This window comes from Paenibacillus sp. VMFN-D1 (assembly GCF_003386155.1).
Lineage (GTDB): Bacteria > Bacillota > Bacilli > Paenibacillales > Paenibacillaceae > Paenibacillus_AQ > Paenibacillus_AQ favisporus.
Genome location: NZ_QRDU01000001.1, coordinates 2,588,310 through 2,605,465 on the forward strand (window position 1 = coordinate 2,588,310; position 17,156 = coordinate 2,605,465).

Genomic DNA, 17,156 nt, shown 5'->3' on the forward strand with positions numbered 1-17,156 from the left:
ACAGTTTTAATGGACCGTGCCTTGGTGTTTCACCGCTTCCATGGCATGGTATACCGTATGACTGAGGGAGGCGAGGTCTCCTTCCGCCTGAAAATGAAGGTACAGCACCTCCGGCTCCTGCTGCATCCAATGATTATGCACAGCTGAGATGTTGATCTTGCCTTTGCGGAGTGCATCTATGACCGGATTGACTTCGTCTTCCAGCAGCGCGAATTCACCGGTCACAACTCCCTTTGCCCCTTGGGGGTCCGTGTGCTCGAAAGTGGCCCCCAGGGCAAGATCCATCAGCTCCGGCGACAGGTGACGGCCCATAAGCGACACCTTCAGGTCGCTGCGTTTGATATGCACGTTGCAGACGTTTCCTTCCTGTTGGACGTTTGATTTAAAAAGACTCTTCTCGATTTTGCAAACATCGGCTGGCTTTGCTGATGCAGCTCCTGCCGGAGCAGCCACTGCCGCCAGAACCATCATCCAAATCATCAACACTATACGCATCGGTAATTACCTCCTGACAATTCACTTATTTGGTTTATTATGGCTTCATGGAACCACTTTCATGTAGTGAATCGACAAAAATATTCATATATAGACCTTTTGCTCATATCGATGTTATAATATGGTAAAATTTGCTCAATTGAAGGAGGTCTATTTTCCTATGTCTTGGCTGAAGAATCTTCCTCTGTCCCAGCGGGTCCTGGCCGGATGCTACTTGGTGGCCGCATTGTTCGCACTCCCAGCCCTGATTATTTTCATTCTGATCGGGGAAATCCTGATCGGCGCGGCGTTCGTCATCATCTTTGCTGCACTGACTTACCCTTTAGCCCGCTACATCGAGAAAACGCTTACATCTTCGTTTGACAGCATCGCTAACGCCACCGCCAGCATTGCCAAAGGCGATTTTACAAACCGTGTGGATGAATCGGGTTCTATGGGCGACGTCAGCCGATCGTTTAACAGCATGGTGGACAAGCTGAAGAAAATTTTGAACGACGCGTCAAGCATCACCCGCCAGGTGATGGATTCGAGCCGCGGTATCGCGGATAAAAATCAGGAGCTTAAAACCGTCATGGCGACAGTCGCCACTTCGGCCAACGAGCTGGCCGTCGGCGCAAACGAAATTTCCTCGGACGTCGCCGGTATGACCGAATCCATCCAGGCCATCGAGCTCAAGGTCGGCAACTATGCGGCCTCTACCAAGGAAATGAAGCAGCAGTCCGAAATTACCTTCAGCCTCGTAGAGAAAGGACGCCAGTCTGTGGAGAAGCAGGCGGAAGGGATGCGACAGAACGTCGAAGCAACGGAGAATGTGGCCAAGACCATTGACACGCTGTCCAAAAATGCCCAAGGCATTACGAAGATCACCAAGACGATTTCCGAACTTGCCGAACAGACCAACCTCTTGTCCTTAAACGCTTCGATCGAGGCGGCGCGGGCAGGCGAGCATGGGCTTGGCTTTGCCGTTGTTGCCCAGGAAGTCCGCAAGCTTGCGGAGGAATCAACTGCGTCTACACAGGAAGTATTCAGCCTCGTTAAAAGCATTGAGCAGAGCATTCACCAGGCGATTGACAACATCAAGATCAACGAGGATGTGGTGCAGCAGCAAAATGAACGGATCCGCGAGGCCGAGCAGATTTTTGCCCACATCGTCGAAAGCGTACAATACATAACCGAGCAAATCACTTCGTTCTCAAATGAAAGTGACCTGATGCTGGACAGTGCCCGTAAAATATCGGCGGCCATCCAGAATATTTCGGCTATCACCGAGCAGTCCTCCGCCGGTACGGAGCAGGTGTCCGCCGCCATGAACGAGCAGATGAAGTCGATCGAGGCCGTCGTCGATGAGACCGAAGCAATGAGACAGGCCGTGTTCCAGCTGCAGAAGACGATCCAGATTTTCAAATTCTAATCGGTATATATGAATAAAGCAGGCATACAGTGGGGTTCATCCCGCGGTATGCCTGCTTTTATGATTAAGCAACAGATTAGTCCTACGCCTCACAAACGTTTCATACTTGAGCACGAGCTTCGCTTTTGCAGCCTTTCGTCATGCCTGTTCCAGCCATACATCCTTAAAGTCGATCCACCCGAGGGGATTCAGGCTGACACCGCGTACCGAGGGATGCAAAAAGGTGCTCAGCCTCCGGTGGTGCAGAAAAATGACCGTCGCCTCATCGCGGAGATGTTCCTCAATCTCCTTCAAGAACATCCGCCGCTGGTCCGTAGATTCGGCCGCCACGGCCGCATCGATCCGGCCGGTAATCCATTCCTTCCGTTCACGGTCAAAATAAGCCTGCATGACGCAGTCCCGGTGTTGATAAGCTTCAATTTCACATACCTCGTCTTCAGGAAATACCAGGCCGGAGATAACGAAATCCGATTCCGGCCACTGGTCATAATCCAGGGTCTCGATTTGGATTCCCCAGGCAGCCAGCCGGTTTACGACCCACATGCCGTCTTCCCCATATTTTTGGTGGCATGCAAAGCGGAGGACCTCTCCGTTATAACCCGATTCTTCCAGCGCCCTCCGGACGCGATCGGGACGCGTCGGTTCCACCGCGTGGGAACGGCTCGCGTCAGGACGGAACCCAAAAGCCGGCAGCGCCCGTTCGCCGCCCAGCTCCGCAACCATATCACCGGGATGCAGGATCATCCGCACGGCCCGCCGGAACGCCTCCGACTGCTGCACACCTTCACGTGACACGTTCCAGGTAAGCAGCGTACAGCCCTGGCACAGTTTCTCGATCTCCTGCCAGGTATCCTCCGGCGTACTCCGGTCCATACGCATCGTATCCAGGCTGTGGTGAACCTTGGCGATTCCGTCCATTTCCGTGCTGCATTCTTCCGGCATGATCACGATGTCGACACCGTCCAGATACGGCCTCCCCTGAAAATAGGCGTCAAACGCCGCCATCCCGATCCGGCCGCTGGTCCAAGTGACCAGACGGAACGGGCCTGTTCCGAGCGGATGGCTCCAATAGCTGTCTTCTTCCATGCCTGCGAAGCCGAAGGGCAGAATCGAAGCCGCTGCCGAGCACATGAACCGGTCAAACATCCAGTTAGGCCGGTTCAGCTTGACCCGCAGAACCCGAGGTCCGATCGTCTCAACACGCTCCACGCCTCGCATCAGCCATCCGTTGGCCGTCCCGTCCTTAAGGCGTTCGAGCGTGAACTGCACATCGCGTGAGGTCAGCTCCTGCCCGTTATGGAAGCGAACCCCCTTGCGCAAATAAAACGTCCATTCCGTGGCGTTGTCGTTCGATGACCAGGTATGAGCGATCATCGGCGCAATCGTGCCGGTCTGTTCATCAAACCTCAGCAGCCGGTCAAAAATTTGCCGGATCAAATGCGAATCGAACGCGTACAGCAAATCGGCGGGATCCAGCGTATGCGGAGATTTCAGCACGGGAAAGATCAGCGTATCATCGGGGCCGCCTTCTTCCCCTTTTTTGTAGCCGAAGTGGTTATCCAGCCATTCGAGAAATTTCGGCTTGGCGTACGTTCCGTTTCCAAATCCCCCGATCAGGTCGAAGGCGCGTTTGTAATCGCCGTTCTCCACGAGATGCTGGGAATACTCAATCAAATAGGCTTCCTTGTCGGCTTTGAACACGATCCTCGACCGGTTCCCCCGGCCCAGCCCGGGCAGCCACTCGATCAAATGCTCGCTTTCAAGTTTTCTTAAAATCAGCTTGGCGTTACGGCTGGTGCAATACAGCGCATCGGCCAGCTCATCCAGCGTCACTTCGATAGGTATTCCCAGCTCCGTGCCGCCGCCAAAGCGCTCATGAAGCAGCAAATACCTTTCATCCAACAGCATACTCAGCCCTCCTTGCCTGACGTCCCGAATAAAAGAGGAAATCCTTTTGCGCAAGTATACACTTTTTATCCCCTTTTGAATAGATCATAATGGCATTAGACAGAGAAAAGACAGATTCATCCAATACCGGAACATTTATTCGAGGAGGAGAACACATGCTGGAACATCATTATGTGCAAGAAAAGTTGATGGAATACCGCCAAGCTGAGCATCACCGCAAGCATGCCGGCGTATCAGAAACTACGGAATCGGCTGATCGTTATAAGTCCTTCAAATCCCAAAAAAACACGCGTTGGATGCTCGCCATTACTTCTAGCCTGTTAAGACGAAAAAAAGGGAAGCATCCTTTCGCATAAACATCGGCTAGGGGATCTCATTCACCGTTTCGTTGTGAGACCCGCCGCCGACAAAACAAAAGACAGGATGAACGCATCCTGTCTTTGCCGGTGCCTTTATTGACGCTTTCCGTTCATTGCCCCGTTTCACGGTTATGCATGTCCGTCCGAACCGTAAACGTAATGCAGGCCCCGCCCTCCGGCCGGTTGGAAGCCTGAATGCCTCCCCCATGCTTATCGCAAATGACGCGGGCTGTATACAGGCCAAGCCCGGTTTGTCCCTTGTCGCCTTTGTAAAATTTTCGGAACAGATTCGGTATGTCCGCTTCGTTGAAACCAGGCCCCGTATCACAGATTTCGTACCGGATGTCCTTCTCGCGAATGGTGAGGGATACGCTGAGGCTCCCCTTCTCCGGAACATACCGGAGGCTGTTCGTAATGACGTTATCCAGAACCTGCCCGACGCGCTGGACGTCCATATAGACGGGATACGGCTCCGGCCGCTCATCGGTCACCGTATATTCCAGCCGGATCTGCTTGCCCGCGCACAGATAGCGGATCTCCCGTTCTTTGGCGCCTGCAAACTCCGCGACATCCGTTTCCTTCACATACAGCGGAAAATACTCCATATCCTTCTCGGAAGCCACCTGAATATCCTGAATCAGCCGGTTGACCCGTTGAATGTTGCCCTCCACGACGCGCAGACGATCTTCGAGCTTGTCACGCGGAATCACTCCCGCGGTATCCGTCAACATTTCTACATTGCCCTGAATAATCGTCATCGGTGTCCGGAGGTCGTGGGCGATGGCCTCCATCATATCCCGGCGCTCCTGCTCGAGCTTCCATTCCCGGAGCAGGGAGTCTTTTAGAGCAGCCCGCATCTTTTCAAAAGAATCGGTGAGCAGCCCCAGCTCATTGGCCGCCTTGTAAGTGATTGTAAAATCAAGATCCTGCCTTCGGATCCGCTCGGATGCATCGATAAGTTCATGAACGGGACGGCTGATCCGCCTTCCGAACCGGGCTGCAAATATATACGTAAAGAGCGCAATGTAAATAAAAGGCGCCGCAAGAAAACAAATATTCAGGGCAAACTTGAGAATATCCGCTGACCCTGGGCCACCGTTGGAAGTCACCTCAAGCTTGTACTCCAGCGCGATGGCGCCGCGCAGCTCTCCAGAGGAAGACGTCACCGGGACGATCTTCGTAATGACGCCGCCGAACCCGATGCTGGGCTGCCGCGAAAAAGAGGTATTTAAGCGTTGGACCAAATCCCCTTTTTGTTTAAAAACCGGTCCGGTCAGTGTTCCGTATAACGCCTTGCCCCCGGCGTCCATCACTTGATACTTGATCCCTTCTCCGGGAATCTTCTCCTCCAGTTTCGGCCGGCTGGCCGGATCCAGCACCGCTTCTCCCAAAGTGCGCGAGTACGCGGCAATCGCCGGAATCTTCTGTTCGTAGTGATTGGCCGGATTGAACCAGCTGCTGCTCGTGAGCCACCAGAAGCCAACAATATAGGTTACCGCCGTCAGCACCAGACTGAGCAGCATGATCAGGATGAACGTAGAGATCAGCTGCTTTTTAATGGAAAGCCGCTCTATAAAGCCGATTTTTCCCATTTATAGCCGACCCCCCAAACCGTCGTGATGTATGGGGTATCCGGATCCGTACCGGTCAGCTTCGCCCGGATTTTCTTCACATGCTCCGTTACCGTGCTGGCATCGCCCATCGCCTCAAGCCCCCACACTTTGTCATAGATCTGCTCCTTGGAAAAAACCTGGCCGGGATGCAGCGCAAGGAGCTCGATAATGTCGAATTCCTTCGCAGTCAGCGGAATCTCGGTCTGCTTGTAGGCGACGCTCCGCCCCTTCAGATCGATGTGGAGCAGCCCGTACCGCAAGGTGGACCGCTCCGCCTGCTGGCCGGCAGCCCGCCGGCTCCCCCGGAGATGGGCCGCGACGCGGGCTTTCAGCTCCCGGATGCTGAACGGCTTCGTAATATAGTCATCGCCGCCGATGGACAGCCCCTGGATCCGGTCTGCTTCGGCCTGCCTCGCGCTTACGAACAATATCGGGCAGCCTACTTCCTCGCGGATCATTTGGCACAGCTCAAAACCGTTGACGTGTGGCATCATGACGTCCAGAATAATCAGATCCGGCCGGTCGTGGATCCGTTCCAGCGCCTCACGCCCGTCTGCGGCGGTCATCACTTCGTAACCCTCCATCGTCAGCGCCTGCTCCAGCAGGGCGGCAATTTCGGCTTCGTCATCCACGATCAGTATTTTGTCGCTCATTCCATGTACCTCTTTCTTCTCTCTCTATTTGGTCCAGCCTCTCCGCTGCCATAATCCCATTGTAACGGCAAAACCGAATCCAAGACACACCAGAAGCGGCAAATAAAAAGGATGATGATATAATCCCGCCGTCAATTTAAAGATCGTATTCATTCCCATCAGAAGGAACCCGAGTGAGTCTGAGACATACAAAGACCCGGCTGCGACCGCAATCCACCCCAAATAACTGAGCACAACGCCCGGCAGCAGCGTGCAGATCAGGCTGGTCAGACTCAGCTGCGCCAGCAGGATCAGATAAAAAAGGCCGTAAGACTTCAAGCAGTAGAAGAACGCCCCCGTCGGGCCGTATTGCTGTTCCGGATTCAAAAACACCACGGTATCCGCGCCAGGCAGAAAAGCATAGCCGAAGGCTTCGCCGACGGCAAACGTTGCAGCCGTGAACAGCAGCAGCAATCCCGCCAGGTTCATCCATTTAGCCAGGAACAGCTTGGCGAAGGATACCGGGCGAATCAGCACCATCCGCAGCTGTCCTGATGTGTACTCCCCGTTCATGCTGTCGATGATCAGCATCGGTCCGATAATGAGCACGAGGAAGAACGACACCTCCTTCAACAAAAACAAAGCGAAATTTTCCGACACAAGCGGAACGGTCGATACGTTATCGAACGCCCCCAATTTTTGCATGCTCAAAAAAAGACAATCCAATCCTATAATCAAGACAAAAATCAGCAGACTGACGAGCGTCTTTTTCCGTCTCCACATCCGTTCCCAGTCGCTTAACATCATAGCAAGCATCATTTATCCCCCTTACATCCACCGGTCCGATTTTGAAAATGCAAGCAGCGATCCCACGCCGAAAACCGCGGCATATCCTAAGCCCACAAGCAGCGCCGTCAGGGCTGCGGCTTCCGAACTCACCGCCTGCGCCTGACCCAGCATAACCGCGATTCCGCTGTACTGGATTTCGGTCAACGACAAATACTTCAGCATCCCCGGCAGGCCCAGGCCGCCAACCCGGTTGGCCAGCTCATAAATCAGCGGAAATCCGAGTGAGCACAGCAGAAATCCGAGCCCCAATCCGACGGCACCCGTCGTCGTTCGCGAAATGACGGAAGCCGCCATGAAGACGCTCCCGATCGCCAGCACGCTCAGAAACGCAAGTCCATAATACAACAAGGTGTAGCCGATCATCCCTTTTAAGGAAACGGTATGGTCATGGTAAAACAGCTGAATGTGTTCATGAGGCTCAAAGAACAGCAGACCGGCTGCCACCGACAATAGCAGGTATACGGTAAAATACAGCGCCATCACCGCCATATGGGCCAGCCATTTGGCGCGCAGCAGCTGCCCCGCCGTAAACGAACGGAGCATGACCATCCGGATCTGCCCGCTGCGGTATTCCTCCGTGACGGAAAGCGTGAGCAGGATCAGAGACATCACATTGAACACAACGATCAGCTGCTCGATCAAGGCCATTACCGGAAAATTCCCCGCCCAGGTATACTCCGCACTTGCGGGTGAAATTCCCCGATTGTGGCCGGCATAATATTTGGCGGTAGCCGCGACGACGGCAGGCATGGCGATCAGGAACAGCCAGGTGATTTTCCGCTTCCACATCCGTTCCCACTCGCTTAGAAATAAAGATTTGTTCATGAGGTCATCATCTCCACAAAGTGCTCTTCGATCCCCTTCGCCCCGGCCGCCTCCTGCCACTCGCGGCTTGTGCCCTCCCAGACCAGCTTGCCTTCCTTGATGATGACAAAGCGGCTGCAAATCCGCTGCAGCTCGTCCAGCAGGTGGCTCGAAACCAGAAACGTAATCCCGCGCTCCTGGTTCAGCCGCTGGATCAGCTGGCGCAGCTCGCGAATGCCCATCGGGTCAAGGCCGTTCGCCGGTTCGTCCAGAATGATCAGCCGCGGATCCCCAAGCAAAGCCTGGGCGATGCCGAGCCGCTGCTTCATGCCGAGCGAATAGGTTTTTACTTTGTCCGAGCCCCGTTGGCTCAGCCCAACAATCGACAGAGCCTCCTCCACACGCGCTTTCCGCTCTGTCCCCGGCACATTCGGATGCAGCCTTGCCAGGTTCAGCAGGTTGTCCCTGCCGGACATATAAGGAAAAAAGATCGGCGATTCCACAATCGCCCCGACCCGGGACAGCGCCTTGACCCGCTCGCGCCCCACATCGGTTCCGTCAATACGGATGCTTCCGCCCCCCGGCTTGATCAGTCCTGTCATCATCCGGATCAGCGTCGTTTTCCCGGCTCCGTTCGGACCGACAAAACCGCATACGTCCCCCGCCTGTATGGAAAAGGACACCTGGTCCACCAAGGTACGCGTCCCCGCTTTTTTCGATACGTTTAATACTTCCAGTACGTTATTCTCGTTCATTTCGTTCATATGATCTCCTCCTGCCAAGAAGTATAGGAGGCAATTCTAAAGAATTTATAACGTCGGCAAAAAAACATTGAAAGCAGGAGGTGGTTCTCCATGCTGAGTCAGGTGCTGTACAGGTATACGAAAAAAAGGAGGGCGGCAGGATCATTCCTGCACACCGCTCCTTTTCGGGCTTGTGATTCAGTGATTCGCTTATGTCGCGGCATGAGCTCCTCAACCCGCATAATACCGTTTTAGGGCTTCAGCACGACCTTAATGCAGCTCTCATCCTTGTTATCGAAAATTTCGTAAGCCCGCGGCGCATCGCTAATATGCAGCCGATGCGTAATGATGTCGGTCGGGTCGATTTTCCCGGTTTGGATCTGCCGGAACAGCTCGGGCATGTAATGAATGACGGGGGCCTGTCCCATTTTCACCTGTACGTTGCGCTCGAACAGATGACCGAATGGAAACATGTTGTATTTCAGGCCGTACACCCCGATCACCTGAATCGTTCCGAACTTGCGGACGACATTGGCGGCCGTATTAAAGGCACCAAGCGATCCTCCCTGCAGCATCAGGGCTGTCTCGACCTTCTCCATAGCAGTCCGTTTGGCATCCAGTCCCACGCAGTCGATGACGACGTCCGCTCCGCCCTTTGTCGCCTCCAGCAGCGTTTGGTCGATGTCATGAGTCTTCTCGAAGTTGTACGTCTCCACGTTGTTTGTTCTTTTAGCATGCTCCAGCCGATAGTCCACATGGTCGACCGCGATGACGCGCTTGGCCCCTTTTTGCCAGGCGAATTTCTGCGCCAGCAGACCGACCGGCCCGCAGCCGAGAATAATGACCGTATCGCCGGGCTTCACGCCGGCATTGTCCACGCCCCAATAGGCGGTCGGAAGAATATCGGAGAGGAACAGGATTTTCTCGTCCTCCACCTCCGCATCCTCCGGTACCTTGAACGGTACAAAATTGCCGAAGGGCACCCGGAGCAGCTCCGCCTGCCCGCCCATGTAACCGCCGTACGTCTCCGAGTAGCCGAAATAACCGCCCGTATCCTTGGCGTCATTGGCGTTGTCGCATTGGCTTTCCATCTGGTTTTGGCAGAAAAAGCACTCTCCGCACGCAACATTGAACGGAATGATGACCCTGTCGCCTTTTTTGACGCGGGTAACGTCCGGTCCGGTCTCTTCGACGATCCCCATCGGCTCATGACCGATGACATAATCGTCGTACATCCCCGGAATCAGCCCGTGGTAAATGTGAAGATCCGAACCGCAGATCGCGGTGCTCGTCACCCGGACGAGAATGTCATCCCGCTTGGCAAGCTTCGCATCGCCGACCTCCTTCACTTCCACCTTCTTTTTGCCCTGATAGGTTACAGCTTTCATGCCAGCATCGTCCCTCCTTGGATTTGACCGTAGTGTCTCCCCGAACCTGCGTTTTCACGCATGGGCGTCGGGTGAAGTCCCTTATCCTTTACACGCAATCCGGCAAATTCAAACGCGGGACGGGTACGTGATGCTCCATAGAGCTTCAGAAGACGTAACTTGGTGATTTACGAAAAAAAGCCGCCCGAATGAACCCTTTTTTGGACGGCCAAGCTATCTACAAAACGTATGTTACTGGATTTCGATCCAAGGCAGCGGATTACGAAACTCCGCCCAGTTCATCTCCATCTCTCCGCTGGTCAGCAGGCACTCATCGAGGCGGCGGGTAATGCCTTCCCGGTCCATGCCGATCCCGATCAGCACAATCTCGTTCATCCGGTCACCCCAGGTTTCGTCCCATCTGCGCCGGAGATCGGACTCCTGTTCCAGCCATTCGCGCTGCTCCGCCTCCGGAAGCGAAGCGACCCAATAGCCTGCCGGGCCAAATTGGATCGACGGTCCCGCCTGGCTGATGCTCGCCGCCATGTCGCCGCGGACGGCCAGCCAGACCAATCCCTTGGCGCGGACGATCTCCTCCGGCCAGTCCGACAGCAGCGCGGCAAGCCGCTCCGGATGAAACGGGGCCCGCCGGCGGTATACGAAGGAGCCGATGCCGTATTCCTCCGTTTCGGGCGTATGATGGTCGCGCTGCAACTCCTGAATCCAGCCGGAAGACTGGCTCGCCGCATCAAAATCGAACAGGCCCGTGTTCATGATTTCACCCGGTGCGACCTCCCCGTTCACGGTCCGGATGATTTTGGCTGACGGCTGCAGCTTCCGGATCAATCCCTCCAGCTGGTTTAGCGCCTCTTCTTCCACCAGGTCGCATTTGTTCAGGAGCAGCACGTCACAGGTTTCGATCTGATCGATGAGCAGATCGGCCACATCGCGGTCATCCTCCTCCCCGGCGCCTTCCTTCCGGTCGAGCAGCGTCTCCCCGGAAGCGAAATCAAGCCAGAAGCGGTACGCATCGACTACGGTTACCATGCAGTCCAGCCGGGCGTATTTCGTCAGGTCGATCCCGGAGGCTTCGTCCTGGTAATGAAACGTTTGCGCAACGGGGATCGGCTCGGAGATGCCTGTCGATTCGATCAGAATGTAGTCAAATCTCCGCTCCTCCGCCAGCTTGCGGACTTCCTGCAGCAGGTCGTCCCGCAGCGTGCAGCAGATGCAGCCGTTGGACATTTCGACCAGCTTCTCGTCTGTACGGGACAAGGAAGTCTCCGATTGAACGAGCCGCGCGTCCACGTTAATTTCGCTCATATCGTTCACGATGACGGCGACCTTGACGCCTTCGCGGTTGTTCAGCACATGGTTTAAAACCGTCGTTTTGCCAGATCCGAGATAACCGCTCAAGACGGTGACCGGAATGACGGATGATTGGTTCATAAGAGCAAGTCCTCCTGTCATGGGATTATTCATTCAGCGCCTTCACCAGCGCCGTTAAGTTTGCCTGCATAATCTGGAGATAGTCGAGGTTATTGGCTTCGTCTTCGGCGGTCAGCCCCTCGATCGGATTCAGCACGGCCGACTTCGCCCCGACCTCTTTGGCGATCGTATCCGCTACACTGGAGGATACCAGCGTCTCGAAGAAAATCGTCTTCACCTGATGAGCCTTGGCGAACTTCACGACCTCCGCCATCGCCTGCGCCGACGGTTCCTGTTCGGGAGAGAGACCGGCAATCGGTACCTGTGTCAGTCCATACGTGTGGGCCAGGTATCCGAAAGCTGCATGCTGCGTAACAAAATCTTTGCGCTTCGTGCCCGACAGCTCTTTCGTGTACTGCTCATCCAGCTGCTGCAGCTTGGCTATGTAGGCAGCGGCATTTTTTTCAAACTGTGCCTTGTGCTCCGGCGCCTTTGCGGACAGCGCTGCTTCGATCGTGCGGACTTCTCCGATGGCAAGCTTCGGCGACAGCCAAACATGGGGATCGAAAGCGCCGTGATCGTGCTCGTGTTCATGCTCATGCTCATGCTCATGGGCAGGCTCCTCTTCATGCCCGGTTTCCGCTTCAGCCGCATGCGCGTCTCCATCTGCAGCGTCATGGTCATGGTCATGGTCATGATCGTGGTCTTCTTCTTCCGTTCCCGGGATCAGCTCCAAGCCCTTGCTCGCTTCTACCGCCGTCATCCCCTTGCTGTCCGAGCCGGAGACCACCTGATCCACCCAGCTTTCCAACCCGGCTCCGTTATAGACCAATATGTCCGCCTGCTCGATCGCGGCCATATCCTTCGGCGTCGGTTCCCAGTCGTGGGGCTCGGTGCCTGCAGGAACGAGCAGATGCACGTCCGCCAAATCGCCGGCAACCTGGCGGGTAAATTCATACATCGGGTAGAAGCTCGTTTCGATTTTGAGTTTGTCCTTGCCGGTCACGGTCGCCGCAGCCGGCTCAGCGCTATCCTTCTTCGCTGCGGATCCGCATCCGGCCAGGACCAGGATCATCGAACTTACGATAAGTGCAGATAGAAAGGGTGTTCTTTTATTCATGATACGTTTGTCTCCTCTTCTTGGTAGGATGTGCTCATGACCTGCCGGGATGCGGACGGGACGGCCCTGACCGCTTCTCCCAAGTGGCGCTGTCTGCGGCGCTGGCCGACCTTCTGGACGGCAATACCCGCAAGTAGGATCAGCAGCAGCGTTAGAGCAATCGTGCCGCCTGGCGGAGTATCCGTGTAATAGGAAGCCGACAGGCCGCCGAACACGCCGGTCAGGCCGGCACAAACCGCCAGGATGCACGCCTGCAGAAAGCCCCCGGCAAAGCGCAGCGCAAATGCGGAAGGCAGCACGATAAGTGCCGAAACCAGCAGGACGCCGACGATAGGCATCGCCGCAGCCACGATCAGTCCCGTCATGACCGCGAATGCGAACGTCATCAGCTTGACCTGTACGCCGCCCACGGCAGCCGTCTCCTCATCGAATGTTAGCGTATAGAGGTGGCGCCGAAGGACGGCGAAGAAGATCAGTCCACCCGCCGTCACCGCGGCGATGATCATCAGCTGCGATGGATTCACGGCCACGATGGAGCCGAACAGGTAGCTGCTGAAGCTTTTGCTCAGGTTGCTCTTCATGCTCATCAGTACCATCGCCAGCGCCAGCCCGGACGTCATAATGATCGCGACCGGAACCTCGCTGTAAGCGCGGTAGGACCTTCTGAGCTGTTCAATCGCAATCCCGCCGATTACCGCGAACAGGAATCCCGCCAGTACAGGGCTCATATGCAGGACGCTCCCAAGCGCCACGCCCGCCATGGATACATGTGACAGGGTGTCCGCCATCAGCGACTGCCGCCGCAGGACGAGAAACACGCCGAGGATCGGGGCGATTAATGCAATAAGACCTCCTGCCCAAAAGGCGCGCTGCATGAATTCGAAGTGAAGCATTGGCAGTCCTCCTCCTTTCCTTCCAACCGGATGACCCGGTCTAAATAGGGACGGGCTTCATCCAGTCCATGCGTCACCATGAGCACCGTGCGTCTGGCATCCGCGGATACATAGTCCCTCATCCATTGGTAAAATTGCAGCCTGCTGCCTGCATCCATGCCAGTTACCGGCTCGTCCAGGACGACCAGATCGGGCTGCTGGGCCATGACGCGGGCGATGCATGCCTTCTGCTTCTGACCGCCGGATAACCCGCCGATTTTTCTGCTGCGGTATTCCCACATTCCCGCCCGCCGGAGGCTCCATTCCACGAGCGCATGCTGCTCGGCGCCGAAGCGGCGGAACAATCCAAGCTTCGGATAGCAGCCGGAACGGACCAGCTCGATCACCTTGCTCGGAAATCCACTGTTGAACGAGGCTGCCTGCTGCGGCAAATACCCGATGGCCTTCCGGTTAAAATTCGGAGCGTAGCTGACCTCGCCGCTCCACGGCTTCACCAAGCCCAGCAGCAGTTTCAGCAGCGTCGACTTGGCAGCACCATTCGGCCCGCTGACCGCGATAAACTCGCCGGATTCAATCCGAAGCGAGACGTTATGTATGACGGGGACCCCATCATAACCGTATACAACGTTGTTCATTGCTGCGATATTCATCCCGTTTTCTCCCTCCTCATCCTCAAGGCATGAATCATTCCCTCTCGGACTAATTCGTAAATATTACGATTAATTTCAGACAAAAAAATTTTTCCCTTTTTCTGCAACTTATGGAGGTTCAAAGCAGCTGCCGTTCCTGTGACTTGCTTATCATCTTGCTCATCATCCATTCAGTCCGATCTTTTCGGGGAATAGGATGGCAAATATTCAAATCGGTACAGTATATGGGCTACTAATCGTAATTATTACGCTTTAACGATTAAACCATAAAACATCCAAGCTGGCAAGTAAATCGTAATAATTACTATTAATATTTCTCTGCATGAAGTGTTTTCAGCGCAAAAAAAAGCGGCTCCGACCATAAGTCGGAGCCGCTTCATTGTTGGTCAAATCATGGGGCCGGATGGGCTGGCTCGACAGGAATATCGCTTTTCGGCCGGGTTTTGAACTTTCCGGCGTTCAGAAATACGATCAGGCCGGCAATCGCCAAGAGGCCCCCCGCCAGCTGAAACAACGTGATCGCTTCACCAAGGATCAGGAACGCGAGCAGGCTCGCCCCAACCGGTTCTCCCAGAATGCTCATCGAAATCGTTGATGCGGGCACATACTGCAGCAGCCAGTTAAACAGCAGATGGCCAAATACCGTCGGGACGACGGCCAGCAGCAGGAATATTCCCCAGTCCCGTCCCGGGTATGCCGTAAAAGACACCCCGGCTGCCGCGTTATATATAGCAAACACGACCGCAGCCGAAAGAAACACGACAAAGCTGTACACAAAGGATGGCACGCGGGCGACCATTTTTTGCCCGACCAGCATGTGCACGGACACCGCGAGCGTGCCTAGGACGGACAGCAGATCACCAAGCAGATTGTCACGGGAAACGCCGATATCGCCGAGCCCGATCAGAACGGCTCCGGCAATGGCGACCACCATGCCCGAAATGGCGGCAGCCGACGTTTTTTCCTTATAAAAGAAGAACGCCCCGATGACGATAAAAACCGGCTCCAGCGCTAATATAATCGTTGAGCTGGAGACGCTCGTCAGCTTGAGCGACCCCATCCAGAGCAGAAAGTGAAGCGCGAGGAAAAAGCCGGACGTCCCGAGGAGCAGCCAATTTTTTATGGAAAGCGCCCGTAATTCCTTCCAATGGGGCTTCAGGAAGGGAAGCATCAAAATCGCGGTGAACAACAGACGGTACATGCCCTGCACCGACGCAGGCGCGGACGACCATTTTACGAAGATGGAAGAGAACGATATCGCCGTAATGCCGATCAGTAATGGAATGAAGGTAGGTAGGGGTGCGGATGTTTTTCTCATGGATGTTCCTTTCAACTGACATTGGGTGCGTTACAACATGTTATTGTAGCACGCCTCATCCTCCCCGTCATGCCGAAAGTTTAGTACGGTCGCCTGGATACGACCCACCATCCGCATAACATGGCCGCCGATACACAGAATAACAAAATATGGGCATTGTAGTAGAGTGAATTATTATACGGATTTAGAGCGCCAAGGAATAGCGGCGAGCCAAGCCTCTCCGTCATCTGACGGTATGTATCCATCCACTGCATGATTTTGCGGTATTGGAAATAAACGGACAGGAGCAGGGCTAGCAGGGAAAAAAGCGGTAACCAGATCCGGTAAGCCTTCTTTACGATATGGTCGCTGAGATCGTCAAAATATTTGACGGCCATTATAAAGGTCGCGATCATCAGCATCAGCGCGGCCGTCCAGGCCGGAAACAAAAACAGCAGTCCGGGATTACCGTTGCCGGATATCGTCCTCCCGTTGTAACGAAAGGTCGTCAGGTCGACGAGATACACGAGGAGTACGCACAGCAGCACAAGCACGGCATACCATTTCACCGATTTTACGGACAAGAGAGCGGTTCACTTCCTTTCTTCAAACGTTGTATTTTGATAAAAAAAGCCGCATTCCAGAAGTATGGCCCCCGGTGTACGGCTGATCGTTCTAAGCTGCGATTAATGTTCGTACCGTTTCACATAGGTCCCGTGATCTGGAATGGCCAGGCTGTCGAATTGTTCCGCCAGTCTCTTCAATCCCGCCTCAAGCACCTCACCATTTACGGGCTCCCCGTGCCCGGTGACGGCTGCATCCGGGTGCAGAGCCTCCAGCCGTTTGACCGACTGCCAGGCCGCCAACCAATCCGGCGTAAAATACCGCGGCGGTCCGCTAATTTCCACCTTCTGGGTCAGCACTTTATAGAGTTCATCCTGCCGGACGGTCGTAAAGGCGTCCCCCGCAATCAAAGTCCGGTCCCTTTCCCGGAACAGGGATACATGCCCGGGCGAATGTCCCGGCGTAGGGATCCACCTGTATTCCGGCATGCCCGGTACGCTTCCGTTATCCGGCAGCGGCTTGACCCATGGTCCCACGTTGACCGGTTCGTTCGGAAACGCAAAGGACAGCTTCGCGAGCATTCCGCCTTCCACGGTCGGGTCGGGCTTCGGATAGCTCTCCTGTCCCATCAGGTATGGCATCTCCAGCTTATGGGCATATACCGGGACTTCCCAGTGCTTCACCAAATCGATCAGTGCGCCCACGTGGTCAAAATGGGCATGAGTCAATATAATCGCTTCCGGACGGCGGCCGGACCCGAAGCGCTCTTCCACCGTCCGGATGATGTCGTCCGCCGAACCCGGCATACCTGCATCAATCAATACGAACGATCCAGCCTGCGGATTACCTGCCAGCACAATATTGACGATTTGCACCGTGTAGCTGTATACGTCCGGGCGTACCTCCACGCCCTCACCGCTGGCCGCCGAGGTGGCGGGAATATAATGATAGTCTGATCCGTAAGACAGCTCTTGATCGGTACCTTTCTCCATAGTCAACCTCTTTTCCTTCATGTGGTATGTA

The 17,156-nt window shown here is 55.0% G+C and carries 17 protein-coding genes; 2 read left to right on the top strand and 15 right to left on the bottom strand.

Annotated features, from left to right (window positions below):
• Window positions 1-6: 6 nt before the first annotated feature.
• Window positions 7-495, bottom strand: coding sequence for a DUF1259 domain-containing protein (locus C7820_RS11815; protein WP_116231089.1), 489 nt, complete (start codon window positions 493-495; stop codon window positions 7-9).
• 160 nt (window positions 496-655) lie between these two features.
• Between C7820_RS11815 and C7820_RS11820 the strand changes: the two genes are divergently transcribed.
• Window positions 656-1,906 carry a methyl-accepting chemotaxis protein gene (locus tag C7820_RS11820; protein WP_116231090.1) on the top strand — a complete coding sequence of 417 codons (1,251 nt, stop codon included), beginning with the start codon at window positions 656-658 and terminating at the stop codon, window positions 1,904-1,906.
• A 138-nt stretch (window positions 1,907-2,044) separates the two neighbouring features.
• On the opposite strand, the gene C7820_RS11825 is transcribed toward C7820_RS11820, so the two are convergent.
• Window positions 2,045-3,814, bottom strand: a complete 1,770-nt coding sequence (locus C7820_RS11825; RefSeq protein ID WP_116231091.1) for an SgrR family transcriptional regulator — start codon at window positions 3,812-3,814, stop codon at window positions 2,045-2,047.
• A gap of 155 nt (window positions 3,815-3,969) precedes the next feature.
• Between C7820_RS11825 and C7820_RS11830 the strand changes: the two genes are divergently transcribed.
• Window positions 3,970-4,170 (top strand): hypothetical protein, encoded by a 201-nt coding sequence (locus C7820_RS11830; protein WP_089546663.1) that lies wholly within the window; start codon window positions 3,970-3,972, stop codon window positions 4,168-4,170.
• Window positions 4,171-4,283: 113 nt separating this feature from the next.
• Here the strand turns inward: C7820_RS11830 and C7820_RS11835 are convergent, their stop codons facing one another.
• The 13 genes from C7820_RS11835 to C7820_RS11895 form a co-directional block, all read right to left on the bottom strand.
• Window positions 4,284-5,765: a sensor histidine kinase gene (locus C7820_RS11835; RefSeq protein ID WP_116231092.1), complete on the bottom strand. Its 1,482-nt coding sequence runs from the start codon at window positions 5,763-5,765 to the stop codon at window positions 4,284-4,286.
• The gene (locus tag C7820_RS11840) at window positions 5,744-6,439 is read right to left on the bottom strand and encodes a response regulator transcription factor (RefSeq protein ID WP_076167651.1); all 696 of its coding nucleotides are present in this window, start codon (window positions 6,437-6,439) and stop codon (window positions 5,744-5,746) included. The genes C7820_RS11835 and C7820_RS11840 overlap by 22 nt, the downstream gene beginning before the upstream one ends.
• Before the next feature lie 24 nt (window positions 6,440-6,463).
• Complete coding sequence (locus tag C7820_RS11845) at window positions 6,464-7,234, bottom strand: ABC transporter permease (RefSeq protein ID WP_116231093.1); 771 nt, start codon at window positions 7,232-7,234, stop codon at window positions 6,464-6,466.
• Between the two features lie 12 nt (window positions 7,235-7,246).
• On the bottom strand, window positions 7,247-8,092 hold the full coding sequence (locus tag C7820_RS11850; RefSeq protein ID WP_116231094.1) for an ABC transporter permease: 846 nt from the start codon (window positions 8,090-8,092) through the stop codon (window positions 7,247-7,249).
• Window positions 8,089-8,826 (bottom strand): ABC transporter ATP-binding protein, encoded by a 738-nt coding sequence (locus tag C7820_RS11855; protein ID WP_116231744.1) that lies wholly within the window; start codon window positions 8,824-8,826, stop codon window positions 8,089-8,091. Before C7820_RS11855 ends, C7820_RS11850 begins: the two co-directional genes overlap by 4 nt.
• A 239-nt stretch (window positions 8,827-9,065) precedes the next feature.
• Window positions 9,066-10,202 carry a zinc-dependent alcohol dehydrogenase gene (locus tag C7820_RS11860; protein ID WP_116231095.1) on the bottom strand — a complete coding sequence of 379 codons (1,137 nt, stop codon included), beginning with the start codon at window positions 10,200-10,202 and terminating at the stop codon, window positions 9,066-9,068.
• A 231-nt stretch (window positions 10,203-10,433) separates the two neighbouring features.
• Window positions 10,434-11,630: a GTP-binding protein gene (locus C7820_RS11865; protein WP_116231096.1), complete on the bottom strand. Its 1,197-nt coding sequence runs from the start codon at window positions 11,628-11,630 to the stop codon at window positions 10,434-10,436.
• Window positions 11,631-11,655: 25 nt separating this feature from the next.
• Window positions 11,656-12,729: a metal ABC transporter solute-binding protein, Zn/Mn family gene (locus C7820_RS11870; protein WP_116231097.1), complete on the bottom strand. Its 1,074-nt coding sequence runs from the start codon at window positions 12,727-12,729 to the stop codon at window positions 11,656-11,658.
• The gene (locus tag C7820_RS11875; RefSeq protein ID WP_116231098.1) at window positions 12,726-13,628 is read right to left on the bottom strand and encodes a metal ABC transporter permease; all 903 of its coding nucleotides are present in this window, start codon (window positions 13,626-13,628) and stop codon (window positions 12,726-12,728) included. The genes C7820_RS11870 and C7820_RS11875 overlap by 4 nt, the downstream gene beginning before the upstream one ends.
• Window positions 13,565-14,272, bottom strand: coding sequence for a metal ABC transporter ATP-binding protein (locus C7820_RS11880; protein WP_116231099.1), 708 nt, complete (start codon window positions 14,270-14,272; stop codon window positions 13,565-13,567). Before C7820_RS11880 ends, C7820_RS11875 begins: the two co-directional genes overlap by 64 nt.
• A 391-nt stretch (window positions 14,273-14,663) precedes the next feature.
• Window positions 14,664-15,590, bottom strand: a complete 927-nt coding sequence (locus tag C7820_RS11885; protein WP_116231100.1) for a DMT family transporter — start codon at window positions 15,588-15,590, stop codon at window positions 14,664-14,666.
• Window positions 15,591-15,670: 80 nt separating this feature from the next.
• Window positions 15,671-16,153 carry a hypothetical protein gene (locus C7820_RS11890; RefSeq protein WP_116231101.1) on the bottom strand — a complete coding sequence of 161 codons (483 nt, stop codon included), beginning with the start codon at window positions 16,151-16,153 and terminating at the stop codon, window positions 15,671-15,673.
• A 102-nt stretch (window positions 16,154-16,255) separates the two neighbouring features.
• A complete protein-coding gene (locus C7820_RS11895) occupies window positions 16,256-17,125 on the bottom strand; it encodes an MBL fold metallo-hydrolase (RefSeq protein WP_258875217.1) in 870 nt (289 codons plus the stop codon).
• Between the last annotated feature and the right edge of the window lie 31 nt (window positions 17,126-17,156).

Bases quoted from the DNA above. Each gene is read 5' to 3' on its own strand.
- C7820_RS11815 (WP_116231089.1), bottom strand. From the start codon at position 495: ATGCGTATAGTGTTGATGATTTGGATGATGGTTCTGGCGGCAGTGGCT.
- C7820_RS11820 (WP_116231090.1), top strand. From the start codon at position 656: ATGTCTTGGCTGAAGAATCTTCCTCTGTCCCAGCGGGTCCTGGCCGGA.
- C7820_RS11825 (WP_116231091.1), bottom strand. From the start codon at position 3,814: ATGCTGTTGGATGAAAGGTATTTGCTGCTTCATGAGCGCTTTGGCGGC.
- C7820_RS11830 (WP_089546663.1), top strand. From the start codon at position 3,970: ATGCTGGAACATCATTATGTGCAAGAAAAGTTGATGGAATACCGCCAA.
- C7820_RS11835 (WP_116231092.1), bottom strand. From the start codon at position 5,765: ATGGGAAAAATCGGCTTTATAGAGCGGCTTTCCATTAAAAAGCAGCTG.
- C7820_RS11840 (WP_076167651.1), bottom strand. From the start codon at position 6,439: ATGAGCGACAAAATACTGATCGTGGATGACGAAGCCGAAATTGCCGCC.
- C7820_RS11845 (WP_116231093.1), bottom strand. From the start codon at position 7,234: ATGCTTGCTATGATGTTAAGCGACTGGGAACGGATGTGGAGACGGAAA.
- C7820_RS11850 (WP_116231094.1), bottom strand. From the start codon at position 8,092: ATGAACAAATCTTTATTTCTAAGCGAGTGGGAACGGATGTGGAAGCGG.
- C7820_RS11855 (WP_116231744.1), bottom strand. From the start codon at position 8,826: ATGAACGAGAATAACGTACTGGAAGTATTAAACGTATCGAAAAAAGCG.
- C7820_RS11860 (WP_116231095.1), bottom strand. From the start codon at position 10,202: ATGAAAGCTGTAACCTATCAGGGCAAAAAGAAGGTGGAAGTGAAGGAG.
- C7820_RS11865 (WP_116231096.1), bottom strand. From the start codon at position 11,630: ATGAACCAATCATCCGTCATTCCGGTCACCGTCTTGAGCGGTTATCTC.
- C7820_RS11870 (WP_116231097.1), bottom strand. From the start codon at position 12,729: ATGAATAAAAGAACACCCTTTCTATCTGCACTTATCGTAAGTTCGATG.
- C7820_RS11880 (WP_116231099.1), bottom strand. From the start codon at position 14,272: ATGAATATCGCAGCAATGAACAACGTTGTATACGGTTATGATGGGGTC.
- C7820_RS11885 (WP_116231100.1), bottom strand. From the start codon at position 15,590: ATGAGAAAAACATCCGCACCCCTACCTACCTTCATTCCATTACTGATC.
- C7820_RS11895 (WP_258875217.1), bottom strand. From the start codon at position 17,125: ATGGAGAAAGGTACCGATCAAGAGCTGTCTTACGGATCAGACTATCAT.